The sequence below is a fragment of the Streptomyces sp. NPDC088817 genome (assembly GCF_044750345.1).
Lineage (GTDB): Bacteria > Actinomycetota > Actinomycetes > Streptomycetales > Streptomycetaceae > Streptomyces.
Genome location: NZ_JBIVJN010000002.1, coordinates 207,312 through 227,688, shown reverse-complemented (window position 1 = coordinate 227,688; position 20,377 = coordinate 207,312). Strand labels below are relative to the sequence as shown.

The 20,377-nt window shown below is 70.2% G+C and carries 20 protein-coding genes and 2 pseudogenes; 9 read left to right on the top strand and 13 right to left on the bottom strand.

The window, feature by feature from the left end:
- Positions 1 to 2: 2 nt before the first annotated feature.
- The 4 genes from ACIP4X_RS04675 to ACIP4X_RS04660 form a co-directional block, all read right to left on the bottom strand.
- Positions 3 to 1,802, bottom strand: coding sequence for an ABC transporter ATP-binding protein (locus ACIP4X_RS04675; RefSeq protein ID WP_401346629.1), 1,800 nt, complete (start codon positions 1,800 to 1,802; stop codon positions 3 to 5).
- A gap of 95 nt (positions 1,803 to 1,897) precedes the next feature.
- Positions 1,898 to 2,455, bottom strand: coding sequence for a hypothetical protein (locus ACIP4X_RS04670; RefSeq protein WP_358736570.1), 558 nt, complete (start codon positions 2,453 to 2,455; stop codon positions 1,898 to 1,900).
- A gap of 25 nt (positions 2,456 to 2,480) precedes the next feature.
- Complete coding sequence (locus ACIP4X_RS04665; RefSeq protein WP_358736569.1) at positions 2,481 to 3,044, bottom strand: MauE/DoxX family redox-associated membrane protein; 564 nt, start codon at positions 3,042 to 3,044, stop codon at positions 2,481 to 2,483.
- Between the two features lie 186 nt (positions 3,045 to 3,230).
- Positions 3,231 to 3,422 carry a hypothetical protein gene (locus tag ACIP4X_RS04660; RefSeq protein WP_358736567.1) on the bottom strand — a complete coding sequence of 64 codons (192 nt, stop codon included), beginning with the start codon at positions 3,420 to 3,422 and terminating at the stop codon, positions 3,231 to 3,233.
- Between the two features lie 365 nt (positions 3,423 to 3,787).
- On the opposite strand from ACIP4X_RS04660, the gene ACIP4X_RS04655 reads away from it, so the two are divergent.
- Both ACIP4X_RS04655 and istB read left to right on the top strand, forming a co-directional pair.
- Complete coding sequence (locus ACIP4X_RS04655; protein ID WP_358736566.1) at positions 3,788 to 4,348, top strand: Mu transposase domain-containing protein; 561 nt, start codon at positions 3,788 to 3,790, stop codon at positions 4,346 to 4,348.
- Positions 4,349 to 4,548: 200 nt separating this feature from the next.
- Positions 4,549 to 5,346, top strand: a complete 798-nt coding sequence (gene istB / locus ACIP4X_RS04650; protein ID WP_358736564.1) for an IS21-like element helper ATPase IstB — start codon at positions 4,549 to 4,551, stop codon at positions 5,344 to 5,346.
- Positions 5,347 to 5,348: 2 nt separating this feature from the next.
- Here the strand turns inward: istB and ACIP4X_RS04645 are convergent, their stop codons facing one another.
- Together ACIP4X_RS04645 and ACIP4X_RS04640 are read right to left on the bottom strand one after the other, a co-directional pair.
- Positions 5,349 to 6,134, bottom strand: coding sequence for a GNAT family N-acetyltransferase (locus ACIP4X_RS04645; protein WP_358736562.1), 786 nt, complete (start codon positions 6,132 to 6,134; stop codon positions 5,349 to 5,351).
- A gap of 847 nt (positions 6,135 to 6,981) precedes the next feature.
- A pseudogene (locus tag ACIP4X_RS04640) lies at positions 6,982 to 7,118 on the bottom strand (cupin domain-containing protein); the annotation flags it as partial.
- Positions 7,119 to 7,490: 372 nt separating this feature from the next.
- Here ACIP4X_RS04640 and ACIP4X_RS04635 point away from each other — a divergent pair.
- A complete protein-coding gene (locus tag ACIP4X_RS04635) occupies positions 7,491 to 8,264 on the top strand; it encodes an SDR family oxidoreductase (RefSeq protein WP_391454106.1) in 774 nt (257 codons plus the stop codon).
- A 50-nt stretch (positions 8,265 to 8,314) separates the two neighbouring features.
- Positions 8,315 to 9,697, top strand: a complete 1,383-nt coding sequence (locus ACIP4X_RS04630; RefSeq protein ID WP_391454104.1) for an MFS transporter — start codon at positions 8,315 to 8,317, stop codon at positions 9,695 to 9,697.
- Between the two features lie 64 nt (positions 9,698 to 9,761).
- Here the strand turns inward: ACIP4X_RS04630 and ACIP4X_RS04625 are convergent, their stop codons facing one another.
- Together ACIP4X_RS04625 and ACIP4X_RS04620 are read right to left on the bottom strand one after the other, a co-directional pair.
- Positions 9,762 to 10,523 carry an IclR family transcriptional regulator C-terminal domain-containing protein gene (locus tag ACIP4X_RS04625; RefSeq protein ID WP_391454102.1) on the bottom strand — a complete coding sequence of 254 codons (762 nt, stop codon included), beginning with the start codon at positions 10,521 to 10,523 and terminating at the stop codon, positions 9,762 to 9,764.
- 48 nt (positions 10,524 to 10,571) lie between these two features.
- The gene (locus ACIP4X_RS04620) at positions 10,572 to 10,727 is read right to left on the bottom strand and encodes a hypothetical protein (RefSeq protein WP_401346620.1); all 156 of its coding nucleotides are present in this window, start codon (positions 10,725 to 10,727) and stop codon (positions 10,572 to 10,574) included.
- 154 nt (positions 10,728 to 10,881) lie between these two features.
- On the opposite strand from ACIP4X_RS04620, the gene ACIP4X_RS04615 reads away from it, so the two are divergent.
- The 4 genes from ACIP4X_RS04615 (at position 10,882) to ACIP4X_RS04600 (ending at position 16,166) form a co-directional block, all read left to right on the top strand.
- Positions 10,882 to 11,712 carry an SDR family oxidoreductase gene (locus ACIP4X_RS04615; protein ID WP_391454099.1) on the top strand — a complete coding sequence of 277 codons (831 nt, stop codon included), beginning with the start codon at positions 10,882 to 10,884 and terminating at the stop codon, positions 11,710 to 11,712.
- Positions 11,713 to 11,786: 74 nt separating this feature from the next.
- Positions 11,787 to 13,196 (top strand): FAD-dependent oxidoreductase, encoded by a 1,410-nt coding sequence (locus ACIP4X_RS04610; RefSeq protein ID WP_401346616.1) that lies wholly within the window; start codon positions 11,787 to 11,789, stop codon positions 13,194 to 13,196.
- On the top strand, positions 13,193 to 14,590 hold the full coding sequence (locus ACIP4X_RS04605; protein ID WP_401346613.1) for an FAD-dependent oxidoreductase: 1,398 nt from the start codon (positions 13,193 to 13,195) through the stop codon (positions 14,588 to 14,590). Before ACIP4X_RS04610 ends, ACIP4X_RS04605 begins: the two co-directional genes overlap by 4 nt.
- A 28-nt stretch (positions 14,591 to 14,618) precedes the next feature.
- Complete coding sequence (locus tag ACIP4X_RS04600) at positions 14,619 to 16,166, top strand: FAD-dependent oxidoreductase (RefSeq protein ID WP_401346610.1); 1,548 nt, start codon at positions 14,619 to 14,621, stop codon at positions 16,164 to 16,166.
- Positions 16,167 to 16,486: 320 nt separating this feature from the next.
- On the opposite strand, the gene ACIP4X_RS04595 is transcribed toward ACIP4X_RS04600, so the two are convergent.
- From ACIP4X_RS04595 to ACIP4X_RS04575, 5 genes are all read right to left on the bottom strand, one after another.
- The gene (locus tag ACIP4X_RS04595) at positions 16,487 to 16,783 is read right to left on the bottom strand and encodes a hypothetical protein (RefSeq protein ID WP_401346607.1); all 297 of its coding nucleotides are present in this window, start codon (positions 16,781 to 16,783) and stop codon (positions 16,487 to 16,489) included.
- A gap of 204 nt (positions 16,784 to 16,987) precedes the next feature.
- On the bottom strand, positions 16,988 to 17,881 hold the full coding sequence (locus ACIP4X_RS04590; protein WP_401346604.1) for a phosphorothioated DNA-binding restriction endonuclease: 894 nt from the start codon (positions 17,879 to 17,881) through the stop codon (positions 16,988 to 16,990).
- A 403-nt stretch (positions 17,882 to 18,284) separates the two neighbouring features.
- Complete coding sequence (locus tag ACIP4X_RS04585) at positions 18,285 to 18,731, bottom strand: hypothetical protein (protein WP_401346601.1); 447 nt, start codon at positions 18,729 to 18,731, stop codon at positions 18,285 to 18,287.
- Positions 18,728 to 18,994 carry a hypothetical protein gene (locus tag ACIP4X_RS04580; RefSeq protein WP_358738348.1) on the bottom strand — a complete coding sequence of 89 codons (267 nt, stop codon included), beginning with the start codon at positions 18,992 to 18,994 and terminating at the stop codon, positions 18,728 to 18,730. The genes ACIP4X_RS04585 and ACIP4X_RS04580 overlap by 4 nt, the downstream gene beginning before the upstream one ends.
- Before the next feature lie 363 nt (positions 18,995 to 19,357).
- Positions 19,358 to 19,768, bottom strand: coding sequence for a hypothetical protein (locus ACIP4X_RS04575; protein ID WP_358738350.1), 411 nt, complete (start codon positions 19,766 to 19,768; stop codon positions 19,358 to 19,360).
- Between the two features lie 56 nt (positions 19,769 to 19,824).
- On the opposite strand from ACIP4X_RS04575, the pseudogene ACIP4X_RS04570 reads away from it, so the two are divergent.
- Positions 19,825 to 20,082 (top strand): annotated as a pseudogene (locus ACIP4X_RS04570) (transposase); the annotation flags it as partial.
- Positions 20,083 to 20,377: the final 295 nt, after the last annotated feature.

The following is a 20,377-nucleotide window of genomic DNA, read 5'->3' as shown; positions in this document are numbered from 1 at the left end:
CCTCACGAGCCCGGGCCGAGCAGGGGAAGGGGGTGTGTCACGTCGGCCTCCTCACCCGCGGTGTCGTCCGTCCGTTCGCGGTAGCCACGGGACTGGAGCGTGAACAGCCGGTGATAGGTGCCGCCGCGGCCCAGAAGGTGCGCGTGGTCGCCGAGTTCGGTGATCTGCCCGCCTTCCAGGACCGCGATGGTGTCGGCGTCCTTGACCGCACCGAGCCGGTGGGAGATCAGTACGCTGGTGTGTCCGGCGCGGCGGGCCCGCAGCCGGGTGTGGATCTCGTACTCGGCGACCGGGTCCAGGCTGGAACTCGGTTCATCGAGGATCAGCAGGTCCGCGTCCGTGCGCAGGAACGACCTTGCCAGGCCCATCCGTTGCCACTGCCCCCCGGACAGTTGCACGCCGGATGCGTTGTCGTCCTCGGCCCAGAACGTGCGGCTGAGGAGGGTGGAATATCCGTGCGGCAGCCGTGCGATGTCCTCGTGCAGGCCCGCCAGCCCTGCCGCCTTCTCGCACCGGCCCGGTGTGTCGAGGACGCTCGAGTCACCGATGCCGATGTTCTCCCGGACGGTGAGTTCGTAGCGCATCGGATCCTGGAAGGTGGCCGCGATGCGTCGCCGAAGCTCCGACGGTTCCATGTCGCGAAGGTCGGTGCCGTCCCAAAGGATGCGGCCGCGGGTGGGGTCGTAGAACCGGCATACCAGCTTCACCAGCGTCGACTTCCCCGAGCCGTTGACCCCCACGAGCGCCAGGGCCTTCCCGGCCTCGATCCGCAGGTCAACGCCGCGCAGCACCCAGGGCATCCCCTCCTCGTAGCGGAACCACACGTCCCGCAGTTCGATGGCGTCACGCAGGGGCGGGACCGGGGTGGGGCGACGGGGGGTAGGGAGGTCGGGGCCGAGCCCCACCACGGTGACGTAGTGATCGAACATCATCAGGGAGTGGTGTGCCTGCCCGGTCTCACTGGCCAGTCCGCCGATGCCGCTCTGGACGGCCGGGACGGCGGCCAGCAGCAGGGAGACGTCGCCGACCGTCATGGTTCCCCGTGCGGCGGACTCGACCGCCCACAGCAGTGCGGTCCCCGCCAGGACGGAGGCCGCGACCTGCAAAGACGACTGCACGCGCAGCTCTTTGCGGTCCATCAGCTCCCGGAGAGCGTCGGCCTTGCGGCGCTCGGCCAGCAAACGCTCCCGCAGGAAGCGCCCCGCGGCGTAGAGCCGGATCTCCTTCGCGGCCTCGACGCTCGACAGCAGCGCTGCGTAGAAGAGCTCCCGGCGCTCGGTGGGGCTGATTTCCCAGAAGGTGACGGCACGCCGGCGGCTGAGCATGACCTCCGCCCAGAGCACGGGGGCGCCGGACAGCGACACGACGACGGCGAGCAGCGGATGCAGGACCGCGAGGGAACCGATGAAACCGACGAGGAGGACGGAGCTGCGGACGATGCCCGCCAACCCCTGGACCACTTGGAAGGGGGCGAGCCCGCCGGCGTGCTGCGCCAGCCTGAGTTGGTCCAGGAATTCCGGGTTCTCGAAGCGGCGCAGTCCCACGAATCCGTCGACGGAGGCATGCAGTCGTTCCTGGACGAGAAGGCTGGTCGCGCGCGTGATCCTGGCCTGAAGGTAGCCGGTGAGCTGGGGGGCGCATGCCATCACCGCGCCGACAAGGGCCAGTGAGAAGGCAGGGGCGAAGACCTCTCGTACGCCGGTGCCCGCCGCGAGCCCGTCCAGGATGTCCTTGACCAGCCAGGTGACCACCACGGGTGCTGCGGCGGAGACCAGGGTCACTGCCAGATATCCGGTCATCATGACGGGAGTGGCACAGACGGCAAGACCGAGGGCCGGCATCACGGCGCGGTGGAGCGGCGCCGTACGGGGCGGTGCGGCGGTCCCCGGGGCGGGGCTCATGCCCGCCCGGCCGGTACGGCGTTGAGGACCGAGTCCCCGACGGCGGCCACCGTGGGCGGTTCCCCGTCCGGAGCCGAGACGGCGAACTGGGAGGGGAAGGCACTGACTCCGAACGCGGTCGTGCAGGGGCCGTCGGGTTCCTCCCGTACAACCCGTGCCATGGACGCGAGTTGCTCGGTCATCTCCCGGGCCTCTTCCTCGTGCTGCTGCTCGCCTCTGCCCGACACCACGACGGCGATCACCTGGCGGCGGCCTTGGAGTGCGGTGGCCTTCTCGACGAAGAGGGGCAGCTTGTCCCGGCACGGTTGGCAGCCCGGCGTGAAGAACGACACCACGGCGCCGTCGGTGAGATCGCGTTCCGTGAGCCGCACGCCCTCGGAGCACCGGGTGCTGAAGGGTGCCACGACCGTGCCTACGGAGATGCCGCCCTCCTTGGTGAGGACCGGGACGGCGGAGGACCGGTCCCGGAGCCGGCGAAGGACCGCGAGCGTCAGCATAAGGTCCAGTGCGCAGAGCGTGGCGACAACCACGAGGGCTATGGCCAGGTAGACCATGGTCGGCCTCTTCTCGGTAGAGGGATCAGATGCTCGTACCGGTCGGAGAGGTGGGGACGGGCCGCAGCAGCGTCACCAGTTCGTCTCCGACCACCAGGACGAGAGCGGCCGTCGCCCCGCACAGCCAGGCGGCGAACCGGGCCTGCCAGGAGAGGTGTCCGCTCTCCGCCACTCCGGGGATGGCCACCACCGCGACCACAAGGAGCACGGCGTTGCGTACAAGTTGGGGCGGGCCGACAGGGCCGGCCGAGGCGCCGAAGCACCGGCAGGCCACGCGTGTTCCGGCACGCAGAGCGCGGGCGACGGCGTAGGTGAACGAGGCCAGCAAGCTGATCGCCGTCAGGAGACCGATCACCGCTGGCAGTTGGTCGCCGTGCGGCCATGGAACGGCCAGGAGCAGCACGGTCGTCGCTTCCGCGCAGACGACTCCTGCCGCGAGGACACCCGCCCGTGCGGCGGATACCCGACCCAGTGTCGCCACGGCGTGCTTGAACGCGAGGAACGACGCCGTGTTCCTGATCTTGCCGAGGACAGCTGCTGCGAAGACGAGGACCAGCGAGGCCTGGCTCAATGCCGAGACGAACTCCATTGGGTCTCCTGGGGAGAGATCCGTGGCCCGGCCCTGGCTCGGGCCGGGCCACGGGACGAGTGTGCACGGTGCCCGAGGTGGAGCAGCCCCCTCGGCGGTGGCGGCAGGTGACGGCGCCAGGAGCCGAGGGGAGGGCGACTGCCCTGTGTCTCCGCAGGGGTTCACGGAGTCCGAGCAGGCCCCGGCTTACGAGCAGCCGCAGAACAGGAACTCGCGCCTGTTGAGGTCGCAGGACCAGACGCGCTGCGTGTAGTTGCTGTAGTTGGCGCACGAGCCGGTGATGCACCGGGGAATCCAGTAGCCGGTGCACGCGCTCACCGTCTCCTGCGGCACCAGGCGCTCCAGCATGCGGTCAGCCAACCCGCGTACGGTCTTCATGGTGTGACGTCCCTTCCGTCGGGTCTTCTCTGGCGATTGCGCCGGGGCGCCGGACCGCACCTGGCGGTCCTCCCTGCGGTGCGGGGTGCGCCCCACCGGTCGGCCGGCCAGGTGTCCGGGTCGGCCGGGGCAGCACAGAGTCTTCGCCGGGCTGCGGTCGGTGACAACGGCCAGAGGTGTTCGGGACTGTTCAGGACACTGCGCGAAAGGGGTGTCACGGCGCCTGGAGCGCGTGCAGCGACGTCTCGGTCCGGCGACCGCCGGGGCGCTCCGGTACGCGGTGGCTGTTCCTGCGGCACGGGGACGTTGACTGTCCGCTTCCGCGCGTGAAGTGCGCTACGCCGCCGTAGTCATCCGCCCCGCTGGTGTCACCGGCCGTCCGCAAGGTCGAAGAGTGCTTCGCGCTCGAGCAGCCGCTGCTGATGCCCCTGCCCGAGGAGCCGTTCGAGACGGGCCGGCTGTTCACCCCGCGGGTCGACCGCTACGGCCGGATCCCGGTCCGCACCAACCGCTACTCGGTGCCGATCCGGCTGATCGGCAAGCGGGTGCGGGTCGTCCTGCACGCTTCTCACCTGGTGGTCTACGACCAGAACGTGGAGGTGGCACGGCACGAGAGGCTGATCGCCACGGGCGCCGTCCGCCTGGACCTGGATCATTACCTGGAGGTCCTGGTCCGCAAGCCCGGCGCGTTTCCCCACTCGACCGCCCTGGAACAGGCCCGCTCGGCGGGCAGGTTCACTCCGGTCCACGACGCCTGGTGGGCTCAGGCCCAGAAGGTCCACGGTGAGCGGGACGGCACCCGGGCCCTGATCGAGGTTCTGCTGCTGGGCCGGCACCTGCCGCACGAGCACATCGTCGCTGGCCTGGCCGTGGCCCTGCGGGCCGGGGCGATGACCGCCGACGCGGTCGCGCTGGAGGCCCGCTAGGCCGCCCAGGCCGAGACCGAGCCCGCGCCGTCAGGCGGGCCGTCGCCCGGCAAAGCGTCGGCGAACGTGACGTCCCTGCATGAGTGGAAGCTGTCCCCTCTCCCGCCGGACACCAGGCCACTGCCGTCGGTGACCCCCTATGACCAGTTGCTCCTACGTCGTCGCGCCAGCGGCGGTGACCACCGAGAGGGAGAAGCACAGTGACCCTGCCCCGCCAGCGCGGCTTGACCGAGCAGGCCGCCGACGCCGCCATCGACTCCGCCTGCCGCATTCTGCGGCTGCCGTCGATCCGCAACGAGTTCCCCGAGATCGCCGACCGGGCGATGAAGGACCAGATGACCTACCGTGGCTTCCTCGCCGAGCTGCTGATGGCCGAGTGCGACGACCGGGCCCGCCGCCGCTCGGAGCGGCGGATCAAGGCGGCGGGCTTTCCGCGGGAGAAGTCGCTGCGGACGTTCGACTTCGACGCCAACCCGAACATCGACCCGGCCACCATCCATACCCTGGCCAGCTGCGAGTGGATCAAGAAGAGCCAGCCGCTCTGCCTGATCGGCGATTCCGGCACCGGCAAGTCGCACATGCTCATCGCGCTGGGCACCGAGGCCGCGATGAAGGGCTACCGGGTCCGCTACACGCTCGCGGCCAAGCTGGTGAACGAGCTGGTCGAGGCTGCGGACGAGAAGCAGCTGAACAAGACCATCGCCCGCTACGGCCGCGTCGACCTGCTCTGCATCGACGAGCTCGGATACGTGGAACTCGACCGGCACGGCGCCGAACTGCTGTTCCAGGTCCTGACCGAGCGTGAGGAGAAGAACAGCGTCGCCATGGCCTCCAACGAGTCCTTCGGCGGCTGGACCAAGACCTTCACCGACCCCCGCCTTTGCGCGGCCATTGTCGACCGCCTGACCTTCAACGGCACCATCATCGAGACCGGCACCGACTCCTACCGCCTCGCCAGTACCCGCGCACGAGCTGACGAGCCCTCCAAGGCCGGCTGAGCTCAGGGCGACCAGACATACGGTGTCGTCGTGGTGACCGCGTGCAGGCCAAGGCGGGTGAGGATCGGGGCGCTGTCGGCTGAGGCGTCGACGTAGACGTAAGGGACATCGCGGGCAGCAGCGAGTTGGGCTCGGTGGGCGACCATGGCCCGGTAGATGCCCTGTCCGCGCCATTCCTTGAGCGTTGAGCCGCCCCAGAGGCCGCCGAAGTCGACGCCGTCATTGAACACCAGCCAGGCGACGCAGACGACTTCGGTGCGTGCCTCGGCGACGAGGACGATGGTGTTCTCTGGGGCGTTCTCGATCCGGGCGGCCAGGTCGTCGGCGAGCCAACTCCAGTCCTCGCCCCAGACGGTGCTCTCCAGAGCGGCGATGCGCTGGAGGTCTGATCTGGCGGTGACACGGCGGAGGGTCACGCCGTCGGGCAGGACGGGGTCGGCGGCAAGGTCTGCGGACTGCCCGATGAGCACGGTCTCGCTGTCCTCGGCGACGAAGCCGGCCGCGGTGAGTCGGTCGGTGAGGTCGGCGGGGAGATCGTGAGCGCGAGTCTTCCATTCGACCGCCTCACCACGGGCAGCGTAAAAGTCACGCTGCCGCGCTATGAGCGTGTCGAGTTCTGCCCCGTACACACCGAGGTCGCATGGGCCCGTGACGAAGCCACGGTGCCAACCGACGACACGGGTCAACGGGCCGTCCTTCTCGACGCGGGCGCTGCCGCCAGGCGGGGTGACACCACGGAGTTGGGCGTCATACGCGGTGCGGAGTTCGTCGATCAGAGTGTCCTTCACTCGAACACCGTACGGACCGGGTCAAGTGAATAATCACCGGTCGAAACCGCGCGAACATCAAGGGCTGCACTGTCTCATCCGGCCACCGGAGATCAGAAACAGGTACTGGCCTCTGCCGCTACCTGCCTCGACGGCCAGCCGCCCTTCGGGCGGCTGGCCGTCCCCACGTTCGCATCCACGCAGTGCCGTCATTTCTCATCCACATTCCAGAGCCGGTTGATCACCAACTGCCTCCGGAAACCGTCGACAAACGCTGTTCTTGGAGATCAACGAAGCGTCGTCCGTCTCCTCAGGGCGTTCGTCCTCACGCCACCCGTCCGGGACGCGGAACACGTCCTGCACTGGATGGCCTGGCGCCGCCGCCATCAAGCCGCCGCGCAATCCTGCCACCAGCGCCGACACGCTCTCAACGACCAACCATGAGCGGAACTACAGCTGCCGTGTCCGAAGGGCGGTCGAACGGAGCACGCTGCCCAACGGCGCGTTCCCATGTGCTCCCATGAAAGGTCAAAATGCCCCTCGGAGATTTGCTCCGAGGGGCATTTCTGATGCTCCGATGCAGGTCAGAGCGGTAACACGTTGTGCCCCGGCAGGATTCGAACCTGCGACACCCGCTTCAGGAGTTTTCCCTGGCGGGGCTGTGACCTGCGGAGATTCGGGCCGCGGTGTGGCTGAACAGGGCTGAACACGTGCGGTGGATGCCGTTTGACGAACGGGTTGCTCGGGAAGCCGGCGAGCGGCCGCAGTGAGGTGCGGGCGTCCCGTCAGACCTTCTCGACTCGCACGGAGCGGCCTGCGACGAAGCATCCGCGGCGCCGGGTCCCCTCAGCGGGGGTCCGGTGCCGTGTTCGCCGCGGTTCGTCGGCACCGGGTCGCCGCCGACGACCGTCCACACGCCCGAGCCCTCGATGAAGAAGCGGAAGGCGTGCTGGGTGTGGCGGTGCTCGGGGCGTCCTCGCCGGGCATCAGGTACTGGATGGCCGCCAGCCTCTTCTGCGTCGTGACGGGGTGTGGGTCCTCCAGCCCGTCACCCGCTTCGCTGCGTCCCCGTTCCACTGAGGTCACCGGGGCGCTCGTTCAGTGGTGGGTGCTTGATCCGCTCGAGCGCCCCCGGGACCGAGCCCAGGGTGCGTTGCACTTCTGACGACGAACCGCCGCCGCTGTTCCCCCGGCCACCGTGCGGCCACCCAGCGATACGGAAGGCCTCCTCGGCACCCGCTACGCGCTCATTGCGCTCATCGCAACTTTTTCGCGAACGCTTTGCTACCACCGCAAGTGAGCTTACCGTCACACCATCCCGGGGCAGAGGCAGCGGCGCCTCGGTGAACAGCGGGCGACGTTCACAGGGAGAGCGACATGGCAGCAGATCATCAGCAGCGCGAACCGGGTGGCCGGGGCCGGGGCGAAGGGGCTCCGCAGGAGCAGCACGCGGTCGTGGTCGGCGCCTCCAGCGGCATGGGGGCCGCGATCGTGGAGACGCTGCGCGCGCGGGGGATCAAGACGCTGGCCCTGGACCTGCCGTCGGCCTCGTGGGGCGACGAGGTGGCGGGCATGACGGGCCCGGTGGACGTCACGGACGTGGCGTCGGTGGAGTCGGCGCTGAAGGGTGCCGAGGAGGCGTTCGGGGCGGTCGAGATCGTCGTGAACTGCGCGGGGATCCTCGGCCCGGTCGCCCCGACGGTGGAGACCTCGCAGGAGACGTTCGAGCGGATCGTGGACCTCAACCTGGGGGGTGCGTTCACGGTGACGCGGGCGGCGCTGGAGCTGATGCTGCCGCGCGGCTACGGACGGATCGTGCACATCGCCTCCGTGGCGGGCAAGGAGGGCAACCCGCAGATGGCGGCCTACTCGGCCTCGAAGGCAGGGGTGATCGGGATGGTCAAGGCCGTCGGCAAGGAGTATGCCGCCTCCGGCGTGACGGTGAACGCCGTCGCGCCGGCGTCGGTGGAGACGCCCCTGATCCAGGGCATGACGCCGGAGCGCCAGGAGGTGCAGAAGTCCCTGATCCCGATGCACCGCTTCGGCACCGTCCAGGAGATCGCGCACCTGGTCTCCTACATCGTCTCGCCCCAGGCCTCGTTCACGACCGGGTTCGTGTACGACGCCTCGGGCGGCCGGGCGGACTACTGACACCGAGGCGTGCGACGACGCGCGACTCCCGACGAACAGGACGACGCACCATGTCAACGACGAACAGGTCACCCGTCTCTCCCTCGGGTGTGACCGGGGTGCCGCTGAAGCCCGGCGCGGTCCCTGCCTCCACCGCCTCCGGCAAGGGCGGCCTCAGCCAGGGCAAGAAGGCCTCCGCTGCCGGTTTCGTGGGCTCTGCGCTGGAGTACTACGACATGTACATCTACGCCTCGGCCTCGGCCCTGGTGTTCAGCCAGGTGTTCTTCCCGGACGCCGGGGCGATGGGTCTGCTGCTGAGCCTGGGCTCCTACGGCGTGGCGTACGTGGCCCGCCCGCTGGGCGGATTCCTGGCCGGTCACATCGGTGACCGGTTCGGGCGCCGCAACATCATGATCATCACGCTGATGGTGATGGGCTTGGCGACGTTCCTCATCGGCTGCCTTCCCTCGTACGCGTCGATCGGCATGTGGGCGCCGGCCGCGCTGATCGCGCTGCGCCTGTTCCAGGGCCTGTCGGTGGGCGGCGAGGCCTCCGGCTCGGCGTCCCTGACGCTGGAACACGCCCCGGAGGGACGCCGAGGCCTGTACTGCTCGTGGATGATCAACGGCATCTGGGTGGGCTACATCCTGGCCACCTTGGCGTTCATCGGGGTGGCGGCGCTTCCCGAGAAGCAGATGATGGCCTGGGGCTGGCGGGTGCCGTTCTGGGCCTCCGCGGTCATCGTGATCGTGGGCGTGGTCATCCGCCGCACCCTGGAGGACCCGAAGGCGTTCCGGGAGCAGAAGGAGCAGGGCAAGGTTGCCAAGGCACCCATCGGCCTGGTCTTCAAGCACCAGCCGGCGGACGTGGTGCGCGTAGTCTTCGCGGCCTTCCTGATCGTCATCAGCTCGGTGGTGCCGGTGTGGGGCCTGACGTACGCGACGCACGTGGTGGGCATATCGTCCTCGACGATGCTGTGGGCGGTCGTGTTCGGGTACGCCACCGCCCTGGTGACGCAGCCGCTTTTCGCCGCGCTGAGCGACAAGGTGGGTCGCCGCCCGGTGCTGATCGGCGGCAACCTGTTCGGCGCCGTGGCGGTGTGGCAGTTCTTCTGGGCCGTCGGGAACGCGGACGTGCCGATGATCTACCTGGGCTTCTTCCTGTCCATCACGCTCGGGTTCGCCGCGACGAACGCCGTGTACCCGGCCTTCTTCAGCGAGATGTTCAACGTCCGCTTCCGCGTCAGCGGCATGGCTGTGGGCCTGCAACTGGGCATGATCCTGACCGGGTTCTCCCCGACGATCATCCAGGCCGTCTCCACCGCCACCGGCGACTCCTGGTGGCCGGCGGCCGCGCTCACCTCCCTGGCCTGCGTGATCTCCGCGATCGCCGTGGCCACGGCCCGCGAGACCCACAAGGTCCCCCTGGCGCAGCTGGGCCGCCAGATCGACTGACATCGCGTCCTTCACGTACCCGAGGCGGGGTAGGTGCCCTCACGACGAGGGTGCCCACCTCGCCTCAGCGTGCCCGGCCCTGGTCGGCGAGGTAGCGGTCGGCGACGGCGACGAGGGCCTCGCCGAAGCGGGTGACGTCGGCGCGGCCGCACCGCATGACGGGCAGGGCGATGCTGAGGGCGGCGTGCTGCCCCTCCTGGCTGCCGAGGCTGATGGCGAACGCGGCCACGCCGACCTCGCTCTCCTCGAAGTTGGAGGCGACGCGCTGCTTGCGCACCTTGTCCAGGGCTTCCCGCAGGCGGTCCATGTCGGCCCCGAGGGGGCGTCGACGGCGCCCGCTGGAGGCCACCTGGTAGCGGGCCTGGATGTCGTCGTCGGAGAGGCTGGCGAGCATGGCCTTGCCGGAGGAGGTGACGTGGGCGGACAGGCGCACGCCGGTGCGCAGACCGAACCGGATGACGTGCTCGGTGGCCTCGATGCCGTCGACGTGGTGGATTTCGGTGCCGACCAGGGTGGCGAGGTGGACGGTCTCGTTGACCTCCTCGAAGAGCTGCTCCAGATAGGGGCGCACCTGGTCGCGCAGGGTGGGGGCGGTGGCTGCGGCGGGGCGGGCCATCTCGGGGCCGGGGAAGTAGCGGCGGCGCTCGCCCTGCCGGGCGAACCCGTCTCCGACCATCGTGGCCAGCAGCCGCTGGGCGGTGGACGGGTTGACGTCGAGGGCGGCCGCGGCCTCTCTGACGCTCAACGAGCCCGCCGAGCTCAGCAGTTTGACGAGGACGAGCACGCGGTGCGCCGCCTCTACGCGAAACCCTTCATTGCGCTCCATGCAACGAGCCTACTTTTTATTGCACGGTTCGCAAGTGGCTCGCTACGGTCACATCGAGCCTGGGAGCGGGGCCACACCGACGTGGTCGTCCGGAAGAACCCGCAGCTCGATCCGTGTCGAGACAAGGAGTTTCAGGGTCACGCTCGGCATCACGGCCTTCTGGATCGCGTCGATTGCCGCCGCGCTGCTCGTGATGGCCCGCATGGGCGACTACCGCACGCTCGAGGGCGAGCGCCGTCACTTCGACCGCGGCCGTGCCACTGGCCGCGCCGGCGACCGGCCGGGGAAGCCGCCCTCACCAGCAGCGCCCTGTCCGCGGCCCCGCGGCAGGAGAACACCGACGTCGGAGGTTCCTGGCATGACCACCACCCCTGCCCTGCCCGCGCGGAGCCCGGAGGTCGCGGGGACCTCGACCCCGGAGCGCTCGGCGATCGTGACCGGCGGTGCCGGCGGCATCGGTTCCGTGATTTCGGCCCGGCTGGCGCAGTCCGGCTACCACGTGGTCGTCGCGGATGTCGATGGCGCCCGCGCGGAGGCCACCGCCAAGGGCCTGCCCGGCGAGGGCCACCTCGGCTTCAGTGGCGACCTGACGTCGTCGGCCGTGAACGCGGACCTCGCGGCGGCGGCCACGGGCCTGGCCCCGATCGGAGCGGTCGTGAACGCCGTCGGTATCTCCCCGAAGCGAGAGGGGCGCAAGATCGAGCTGGACGAGATCGACGACGCCCTGTTCCACCAGGTGATGGCGGTCAACGTGGCTGCCCCGTTCTTCCTGGTGCGGGAGGCCGCCCGGCTGATGCCCGACGACGGCAGCGCAAGCGTCGTGAACCTGCTGTCCATCGCGGGGCGCACGGGGACCGGCGGCCCGGCGGCCGCCCTCCACCCGCCGTTCCTGCCGTCGGCGATGGTCTACGGGGCCTCGAAGGCCGCGCTGGCGAACCTGACGATCAGCCTGGCGCACGAGCTGGCCGAGCGACGCATCCGGGTCAACGGGGTCGCCCCGGGGTTCGTGCAGACGCCGATGATGGGCCAGGTCCCGCCGACCGGCCCGATCGTGGAGCAGGTCCCGGCCCGCCGGTACGCGCGCCCGGAGGAGGTCGCGGCGGCCGTGGAGTTCCTGCTGTCCCCGCAGGCGTCCTACATCACCGGCACCAGCATCGACGTCGACGGTGGCTGGGCGCCCCGCGCCTGACCCCGCCACGGGGTCGCCCCGCGGCCACGCGCACGACCCCGTGCCCCGACCTCGACGAGGAGAGCGAGAGCACCATGCAGCACCGCGAGCACGACCTGGTGGTCCTGGGCTCCGGCATCGCCGGGCAGACCACCGCGACCACGGCCGCCGAGGCAGGGCTGGACGTCCTGCTGGTCGAGAAGCAGCCCACCCTGGGCGGCACCTCGACGATGAGCGGCGGCTGGTTCGCCTTCTCCGGCACGCCGGAGCAGGCCGAGGAGGGCATCAAGGACTCCGAGGACCTGTTCCGGCACGACCTGCTGGAGGGCGGCCGGCACCTGAACGACCCGGACCTGGTGAACGCCTACCTGGCCCACCAGCACGTCGCCTACCGGTTCCTGAAGGACCACGGAGTGTGGTTCCGGGAGGTGGCGATCAGCTCCGGGATGTCGGCCGCGCGCGGGCACAACAGCGCGATCAAGGATGTCCTGGCGACCCTGCACGCGGCGTTCGTCGCAGCCGGCGGCACCACATTGACGGGCACGGCCGCGCAGCGTCTGCTGACCGACGACGGCCGGGTCGTGGGCGTTCTGGCGGAGGGCCCGGACGGGCCGGTGGAGCTGTACGGGCGCCGCGGCGTCGTGCTGGCCACGGGCGGGTTCAGCCGCGGCACCGAGATGCTGAAGGTCTTCGCGCCGGAGCAGCTGGCAGCCATCCCGTACGGCGGGCGCGGCAACACCGGCGACGGCCTGCGCATGGCCTGGCGCCTGGGCGCGGGGATGGCGGACATGTCGTTCGTGGCGGCGACCTACGGCTCCCACCCCGAGACGGGCGAGGAGTTCCACGAGCTGCTGACCGCCTACTACATGGGCGCGATCGTCGTGAACACGGCCGGGAGGCGGTTCGTGGACGAGTCGATCGACTACAAGGCGCTCGGCCGAGCCGTCCTGGACCAGCCCGGCGGGCTCGGCGTGCAGGTGTTCGACTCCCGGGTGCGCGCGCAGTCCCACCGCGGCATCCCCCTGAAGGACATGGACACCCTGCAGGAGCTGGGGCACCTGCACGAGGCCGACACCCTGGAGGAGGTCGCCCGGCTGGCCGGCGTCGCCCCCGAGGGGCTGGCCGCCACGGTCGAGCGGTACAACGCCGCCGTCGCCCGGAAGGCCGCGGACGAGCAGGGCCGCACAGGCCTGTGCAACGGCGTGGGCGAGCTGATACCGATCGACGCCCCGCCGTATTACGCCTACCCCGCCAAGGCGCTGATGACGACGACCTACTGCGGGGTCACCGTCACCCCCGACGCTCAGGTCACCACCGTCGACGGTGAGCCGATCGACGGCCTGTACGCCGTCGGGGAGGTCGTGGGCGGCTTTCACGGGGCCACGTACATCACCGGCACGTCCCTGGGCAAGGGCGCGGTGTTCGGGCACATGCTCGGCGCCGCCCTCGCCGGACCCGGGCCGCAGAGCCGGGACAGAAGCGAGCAGGAAGAGGTCGCGGAATGAGCACCGTGCGCACGGAGAGGTTCGACGTCGTCGTGGTGGGGTCCGGTATCGCCGGGTCCTCGGCCGCGGTGGCGGCCGCGCGGCGGGGCGCCCGGGTGGCGCTCCTGGAGAAGCAGGACACGTTCGGCGGATCCACGGCCCTGTCGGCGGGCATGTTCTGGACGGCCCCCGACCTGGACGCCTACCGGCGCCGTATCCCCCTCGGGGACGAGGCCCTGGGCCGCGCCGTCGTGGAGGACTATGCCGAGTGCCTGCAGGAGCTGCGCGCCACCGGCGAGCGGGTGGCAGACACCCCGAAGACGGACATCATGACGTTCGGCATCGGGTACTCCACGGACATCCACGCGATCCTGGCCTGGTGCCGAGCCCAGGTGGAGGCGGGCGGTGGCGTGTGCCGCACCGGCACGGCGGCGCTGCAGGTGCTGCACGACGACGACGGCGCGGTCACGGGCCTGCTGGCCCGCACCGCACAGGGCCGGGTGCGGTACGAGGCCCCGGCGGTGGTGCTGGCGAGCGGCGGCTTCCAGGGGGCGCGCGACGAGCTGACCCGTGCGATGGGACCGAACGCCGACCGGCTGCTGCTGCGCTCCAACCCGGGCAGCGTCGGCGACGGCCTGCGCCTGGCCCGGCAGGCCGGGGCCGGCGGCAGCACCGCGATGAGCACGTTCTACGGGCACCTCATCGGGGCCCCCGTGAACAGCTTCGGGCCGGAGGACTTCCTGCCGAACTCGCAGTACTACTCCGACCACGCCGTCCTGGTGAACCTGGAGGGCCGCCGGTTCGTCGACGAGACCTTGGGCGACGAGATCCTCAACCAGGACCTCCTGCAGCAGCCGCAGGCCCGCGGCGTGCTGGTCTTCGACGACCACGTGCGCTCCACCGTCGGCACCGACGAGCCCTTCCCCGGGCTGGGTGTCGTGGACCGCTACCAGGTCGCGGTCGACAACGGGGCCCTGCACGCCCAAGCCGACACCCTGGAGGACTTGGTCGCGCAGGTGGCCGCCTGGGGGATCGACCCGGCCGTCCTGGGGCAGACCCTCCAGGACTACGTCTCGGCCGCCTCCGCCGGGGGCGGGTTCGCGGGCGGCCACCCGGTATCCGCGCAGGCCCGCGCCCCGCAGACCGGCCCGTTTTACGCGCTGATGGTGCAGCCCAGCATCACCTTCACGTTCGGCGGCGTCCGCATCGACGACCAGGCCCGCGTCCTGGACGCCGACGGCCGCCCCGTACCCGGCCTGCACGCCGCCGGGGCGGACATCGGTGGGCTGTCCAACCACGGGTATGCGGGCGGCCTCGCCCCTTCCTACATCACCGGACGGCGGGCCGGGCGCAGCGCCGTTCAAGCCGCGAGCGCCGGACCCCGCCCGCAGGCCGACGTACTGGCCGGCATCTGAGTCACGGAACCTGACGAGGGGAAGCATCATGGCCTACACCGCAGACGTCCTGATCGTGGGGGCCGGGGGTTCCGGCATGGCGGCCGCGATCTCGGCGGCCTGCAGCGGGGCGTCGGTCGTCGTTCTGGAGAAGTGCCCGCAGGTGGGCGGGTCCACCGCGCTGTCCGTGGGGTCGTTCACGGCGGCGAACACGAGCTACCAGTTCCGGGCCGGGGTGAACGACAGCATCGACCTGTTCGTCGAGGACATGAAGACGGCGAACGGTGCGTACGAGGCGCGGGAGAACCAGTCGTTGCGGCGGATCCTGGCGGAGAACGCCGGGCCGACGGTGGAGTGGTTGTCGTCGCTGGGGGTGCAGTTCCTGGGCCCGACGCCGGAGCCGCCGTACGACAAGCCGCGCATGCACAACGTGCTGCCGAACTCGCGGGCCTACCGGGACGCGCTGCTGCGGGAGTGCCGCCGGCTGGGCGTGACGATCTACACGTCGATGCGGGTGGACGAGCTGCTGCGCAACACCGCCGGGGAGATCATCGGTGCGGCGGCGAACGGCACGCGGTACTTCGGGCGCCGGGGCGTCGTCCTGACGACGGGCGACTACTCCGCCTCCACGGAGCTGAAGGCGAAGCACGTGGGCGAGGACGCGGCGAGGATCCCGCCGGTGAACCCGGCGAACACGGGCGACGGGTTCTACCTGGGTGAGAAGGCCGGCGGGTACACCCTGCAGATGGACCGCCTGTACGAGGGCCTGCGGTTCGCGCCGTCGAAGCGGCCGGACCTGATCAAGATGCTGCCGTCGGTCCCCGCGCTGAACCGGGTGATGCGGTTCGTGGTGGAGCGGCTGCCGAAGAACCTGCTGGCGTACGTGATCCGAGGTGCGCTGACCAGCTGGATCGGCCCGAACGTCACCATGTACCGGGCGGGAGCGATTCTCGTGGACGGTACGGGGCGCCGTCTGGCGAACGAGGACACGGACTCGACGATGGCCCGGGCGGTGGCCGCCACGGGGAGCAACACGGGGTTCATGGTGTTCGATGAGCAGGTCGCGCAGAAGTTCTCCGCGTGGCCGAACCCGGTCTCCACGTTTCCGGGTGTCGCGTACGCGTACGTGCAGGACTACAAGCGGTACAGGCCGGACGTGTACCACCGCGCCGACACCCTGGAGGAGCTGGCGGACGAGATCGGCGTCGACCCGGCCACCCTGCGCGCCACGGTGGACCGGTGGAACCAGAACGTGCAGGACGGCAAGGACGAGGACCACGGCCGTCAGCACTTGGGCAGCGGGGTCACGCAGGGCCCGTTCTACGCGCTGGGCCCCATGAACGCCTACATCACGCTCGCCGACGGCGGCCTCGGCGTCGACGACCAGCTGCGTGTGGTACGTGAGGACGGTACGCCCGTGCCCGGCCTGTGGGCCGCCGGGTCCACCGGTCAGGGCGGCCTGCAACTCCTCAACCACGGCCTGCACATTGGCTGGGCGATGGTCTCCGGCCGCATCGTCGGCCGGAACGTCGCGGCCTGCCCGCACCGCACGGACATGCGCGTCGCCTCCACGGGGCCCACGACGGCGGACGCCTGACCGTCCGCAGGCACGGCCCCCGCGACGCCGCACCAGCCCGTGGCGGAAAGGTACGGCGTCGTCGTATTGCCCGTGAGCCCATGCTGAACTCGCAGTGGATTGTTCGACTTGTCCCCACGAGGTCGAGTTCAAGGCCCCTGAAAGCAAGGGGCCATGGACTTCGACAGGATCGGCCGACGAGAAAGGGCGGTGGGATCGGGTCTGCCAATCGAACGGTGTAACCCCGAGGGCGCCAAGTTGGAGGCCGTACGTCACCAGGTACATGGGGCTGGTTCCTTCCGGGGACGGGCGCCCGGCTGCTCAGCCGGGCCCCGGGGCCGTTAGGTGGTGCGGCGGACCATGCGCTGCTGCGCGGGGTCCCAGTTGCGCTCGGCGTAGAGGCGGTTGAGGTCCGGCAGGGGCTTCGTGCCGGGGCCGAGGTCGATGACGAAGCCGTACTCGACGCACTCGGTCTCGCCGGTCCAGCGGCCGGTCCAGCGGGTGTTGCACTCGTTGGTGGTGTGGGTGCAGCGGGCGACGTCGCAGCCGTCGATGTGGAAGTTGCCGGAGCCGGCACCGCAGTCGGGGCAGTTGGTGGTCCGGGGTTCGGGCTTGGTGGTGTCGGGTTCGGTGGCCATAAGTTCTTCTTGCGGTATGGGTCGGGCCGCTCACCTGGTGGGGTGGGCGGCTCGGTGTGGGGGTGCGGTCAGGAAGTGGTGGGCTTGTCGGCGGCCGGCTCGGTGTCGGTGCGCTTGCGGGTGGGCGCGGCCTGTCGTCGGTGTCGGCGGCCGTGGTGTCGGCCGGCTTGGCGCGGCGGGGCCGCATCGGGATGACCGCAGCGGTCAGGCAGTCGTAGCAGGGCGCGGCTCGCCGTGGAAGACCTGACGGGTGTGCCAGTCACGGTGAGCGGCAGCAACAGGGCGCGCGCCGGGCTGCGGGCCGACGAGTGGACGGCCCGCGAGGGCTATGACGTGCTCGCGGGCGGCTGCGCTGTGGCCGACGAAGCGCTGTGAGACCAGGATGCGGTCGCCGTCTCCCACACCGAGGACACCCTTGTCGAAGAGCTTGTGGTGCAGCGAGCACAGGCATAGCCCGTTCTCGATGTCGTCGGGGCCGCCGAACGCCCACCAGCGCACGTGGGCGGCCTCCAGCCCGACTGGCACCGCGCCGATCCTGCCGTCGTAACCGCAGAAGGCGCACCGGTACTCGTAGGCGGTCAGTACCAGCTCCCGCATCCGCGGGTCCCGCTGCCTGCGCGCCGTCGAGAGCTGCTCGGTCTCCGCCGGCTCCAGCTCCAGGCCGACGGCTTCGCACAGTTCACTGTGGAGGGCAGGTGGGAAGTGCAGGTCGAGCAGCAATCGTGCGATGCTGGCGAGCAGTTGCGGTTCGCGTCGCAGCGCCGCTCTCAAGTCCGGCGCGAGTCGTCCGGTGGCGCCCGTCTCCCGGAGGTCCCGGACCCCACTTCCGGGGCTGCCAGGCCCGCGATCGGTGCGCACTTCCCATACGCCGTCGCTGACCAGGTGATGGAAGGGGTAGGCGGGCGTCGTCTTGTTGGGCGGGCCGTACTCGGTCAGCAGGCGCTGCAGGTCCTGCTCCACCGCGGTGTACTGCAGATCGCCATCGGCGTCCTCCTGGAACCGGCCGAGGGCGTACAGGAGCAGCAGCGGCTTGTGCGGAGCGCGAGTCCCACTCCTGGTCCACTGCCTCAGCTTCGCGATCCGCTCCAGCCAGTCCATGGCGGCTGATCGTAGACGGGCCTTCTCAGGCACATGGCGTGGGCGGGGTTGGAAAGCTCCACCTCTGCCCGCAGCCGCAGGCGGTGCCATATGCGTACCGCGAGTACGAAGGCCCTCCCGTCCGTCGGACGGAAGGGCCTCTGACCAGGCGTTTTGCTGTGCCCCCGGCAGGATTCGAACCTGCGACACCCGCTTTGGGAGTTTTCCCGGAGCGGGGCTGCGACCTGCGTAGACGTGGGCCGCAGGATGTCTGACCAGGGGAAGGACCCCTCAGCGGTGCTCACGTGTTCATGGTGCTTCCCGTCCTCATGTGTGCGGAATACGGGCTGGTGGACGCTGTCCGGCGAAGGTCATGGGTTGTTTGGGGCCCGGCGAGCGGCTGGAGTGAGGTGCGGGCGTCCCGTCAGACCTTCTCGACTCGCACGGAGTGGCCCGCGAGGAGTTGATTCATGTCGTCGGTGTCGGAGGTGAAGACGGTTGCCTGGGTCCCCTGTGCGGCTTCCCACCCGGCCACAGCCGCCAGAACGGCGTCGAGGGCGTACTTGTGCCCGTGCAGGCCGGCTGCCTTCAGCATGTCGCGTGCCATGGCGGTCACCTGGTCGTCCGTGTGCACGATGCGGATCCGGGACAACGTCCAGTTCCAGAGTGCCTGCCGCGACGCTTCGCTCGGGTCCCATGCCTCCAGGGTCGTGAGCGCCGAGGTGACGATCGGGATGTCGAGCCGCGGGGCCGTCTTGATCAGCGCGGCCATCTCCCGATCGCCCTGGACTGCCTTGGAGAGGGCCTCGGAGTCGAACACGAAGACACGCCGGCGCGGCCGGTGCAGCTTCGCTCGGGTGGTGCGGCTCACGCGGCCTCGCCCGAAGCCGATCGCTGCTCGTCGTGCCAGCCGTCGATGGCGGCGATGCGGTCCAGCGCTGCCTGCTGTTCCTCGTCCGTCACGGCGCCGTGCTCTTCCTCGAGACGGTCAGCCAACTCGCGCAGTCGGTCCATGGCGTCCTGATGGGCGGCGGCGGCCGCGATGTAGCTCGATACTCCGCGTGCGTCGACGCGCTCCTTGATCGATTCCACCAGCTCTTCCGGCACGGTGATGGTGATCTTCCGGGTTGCCATACTTCAAATATGCCACACTCTGTGCGGCGTGGCTTGGCTCCTCGAAGAAGCCGGCTCCGAAGAGCATGCGGTGCGCGGGAAGCCGCCCTCCATCCGGGCGAAGACTCCGGCTTGGCCGGCCACGTCCCGATCGGGCGCCGTGCCTCACGACCCGCGACAGGTCGTGAGGCACGGCGAAGTTGGTGAAGGGCTCTTCACTCGGCGTGGTCGGCGTGCGCCATGGCCTGCGGCGAAGGATGTCGCCGTTGCGCGCCTGACAAATGCTTCCCCGAGCAATCAGGGTCCGCCGCAGACGTCCCGCTGATCCGCCTCGGTCAGAATCCGCGTGACCGCCGCAAAGTCGTCGGCACGGTTCCCGGCGGCTCACACGTAGTCGCCCCTGGCCGCCGAGTAGTGCACCACGGCGGCCGGTGTGCCGTCGGCGAGGATGCCGGTGATCCGGAAGTACGACGTCTCGCCGAGCGGCAGGGGCACGGCGGCGCGGTAGATGCGGTTCGGGGCCGCGGCGATGGAGGTGACCGGTTCGTACGTCCTGGTGGCCACGTTCCAGCGCTCCAGGTGGTGCTCGGTGATGCCGGCGCAGGCCGTCATGTCGGAGCAGGCCCACTCCAAGCGGCCGGTTCTGGTCACGGCGTCGGGGTTGAGGACGGTGAGCACACCGGAGTCCTCGCCGAGGGCGTCGTCGGGCCTGTTGTCGAGTTCGGTGGTGGTGACGGTGGGAGCCAGGTCGGGGCCGATGTGGTTGCCCCATTCGTCGATCGCTATGACGAGCAAGGTCACAGTCTCGCCGTCCGCCGGCCCGGCGCACAGCATCGCGTTCGGCGCGTAAGGGGCACAACTACGGCACGATCCTGGTGGACATCGAGACCCGCACCCCGGTCGATCTGCTGCCCGACCGGGAAATCTCGACGGTGGCCCGGTGGCTCACCGACCACCCCGGTGTCGAGGTGATCTGCCGCAACCGCTCCGCCGCCTACGCCGAAGCCGGGCGGCTCGGCGCCCCGGACGCGGTCCATGTCGCGGACCGGTGGCATATCTGGAAGAACCTGGTCGAGGCCGTCGAGAAAACGGTCATCCAGCACCGCGCCCTGCTGCGCGAGCCGGAGGAGCCAGGCCCGGTTCGTCCCGCACCGGCCGAACAGATCACAGACCTGGCATCACGTTCCGCAGGCGAGCCACGGCAGTCCGGCCGCCTGTCCGACAGGGTCCGCGAGCAGCACACAGCCGTCCACGCCCTCCTGGACGAAGGGCTCGGGCTGCGGCCCATCGCCCGGCGGCTCGGTCTGGCCCGCAACACCGTCCGCCGTCTCGCCCACGCGGCCACCGCAGACGAGCTCCTGGTCGGCCGCTGGACCGGCCGGTCCAGCATCCTTGATCCCTACA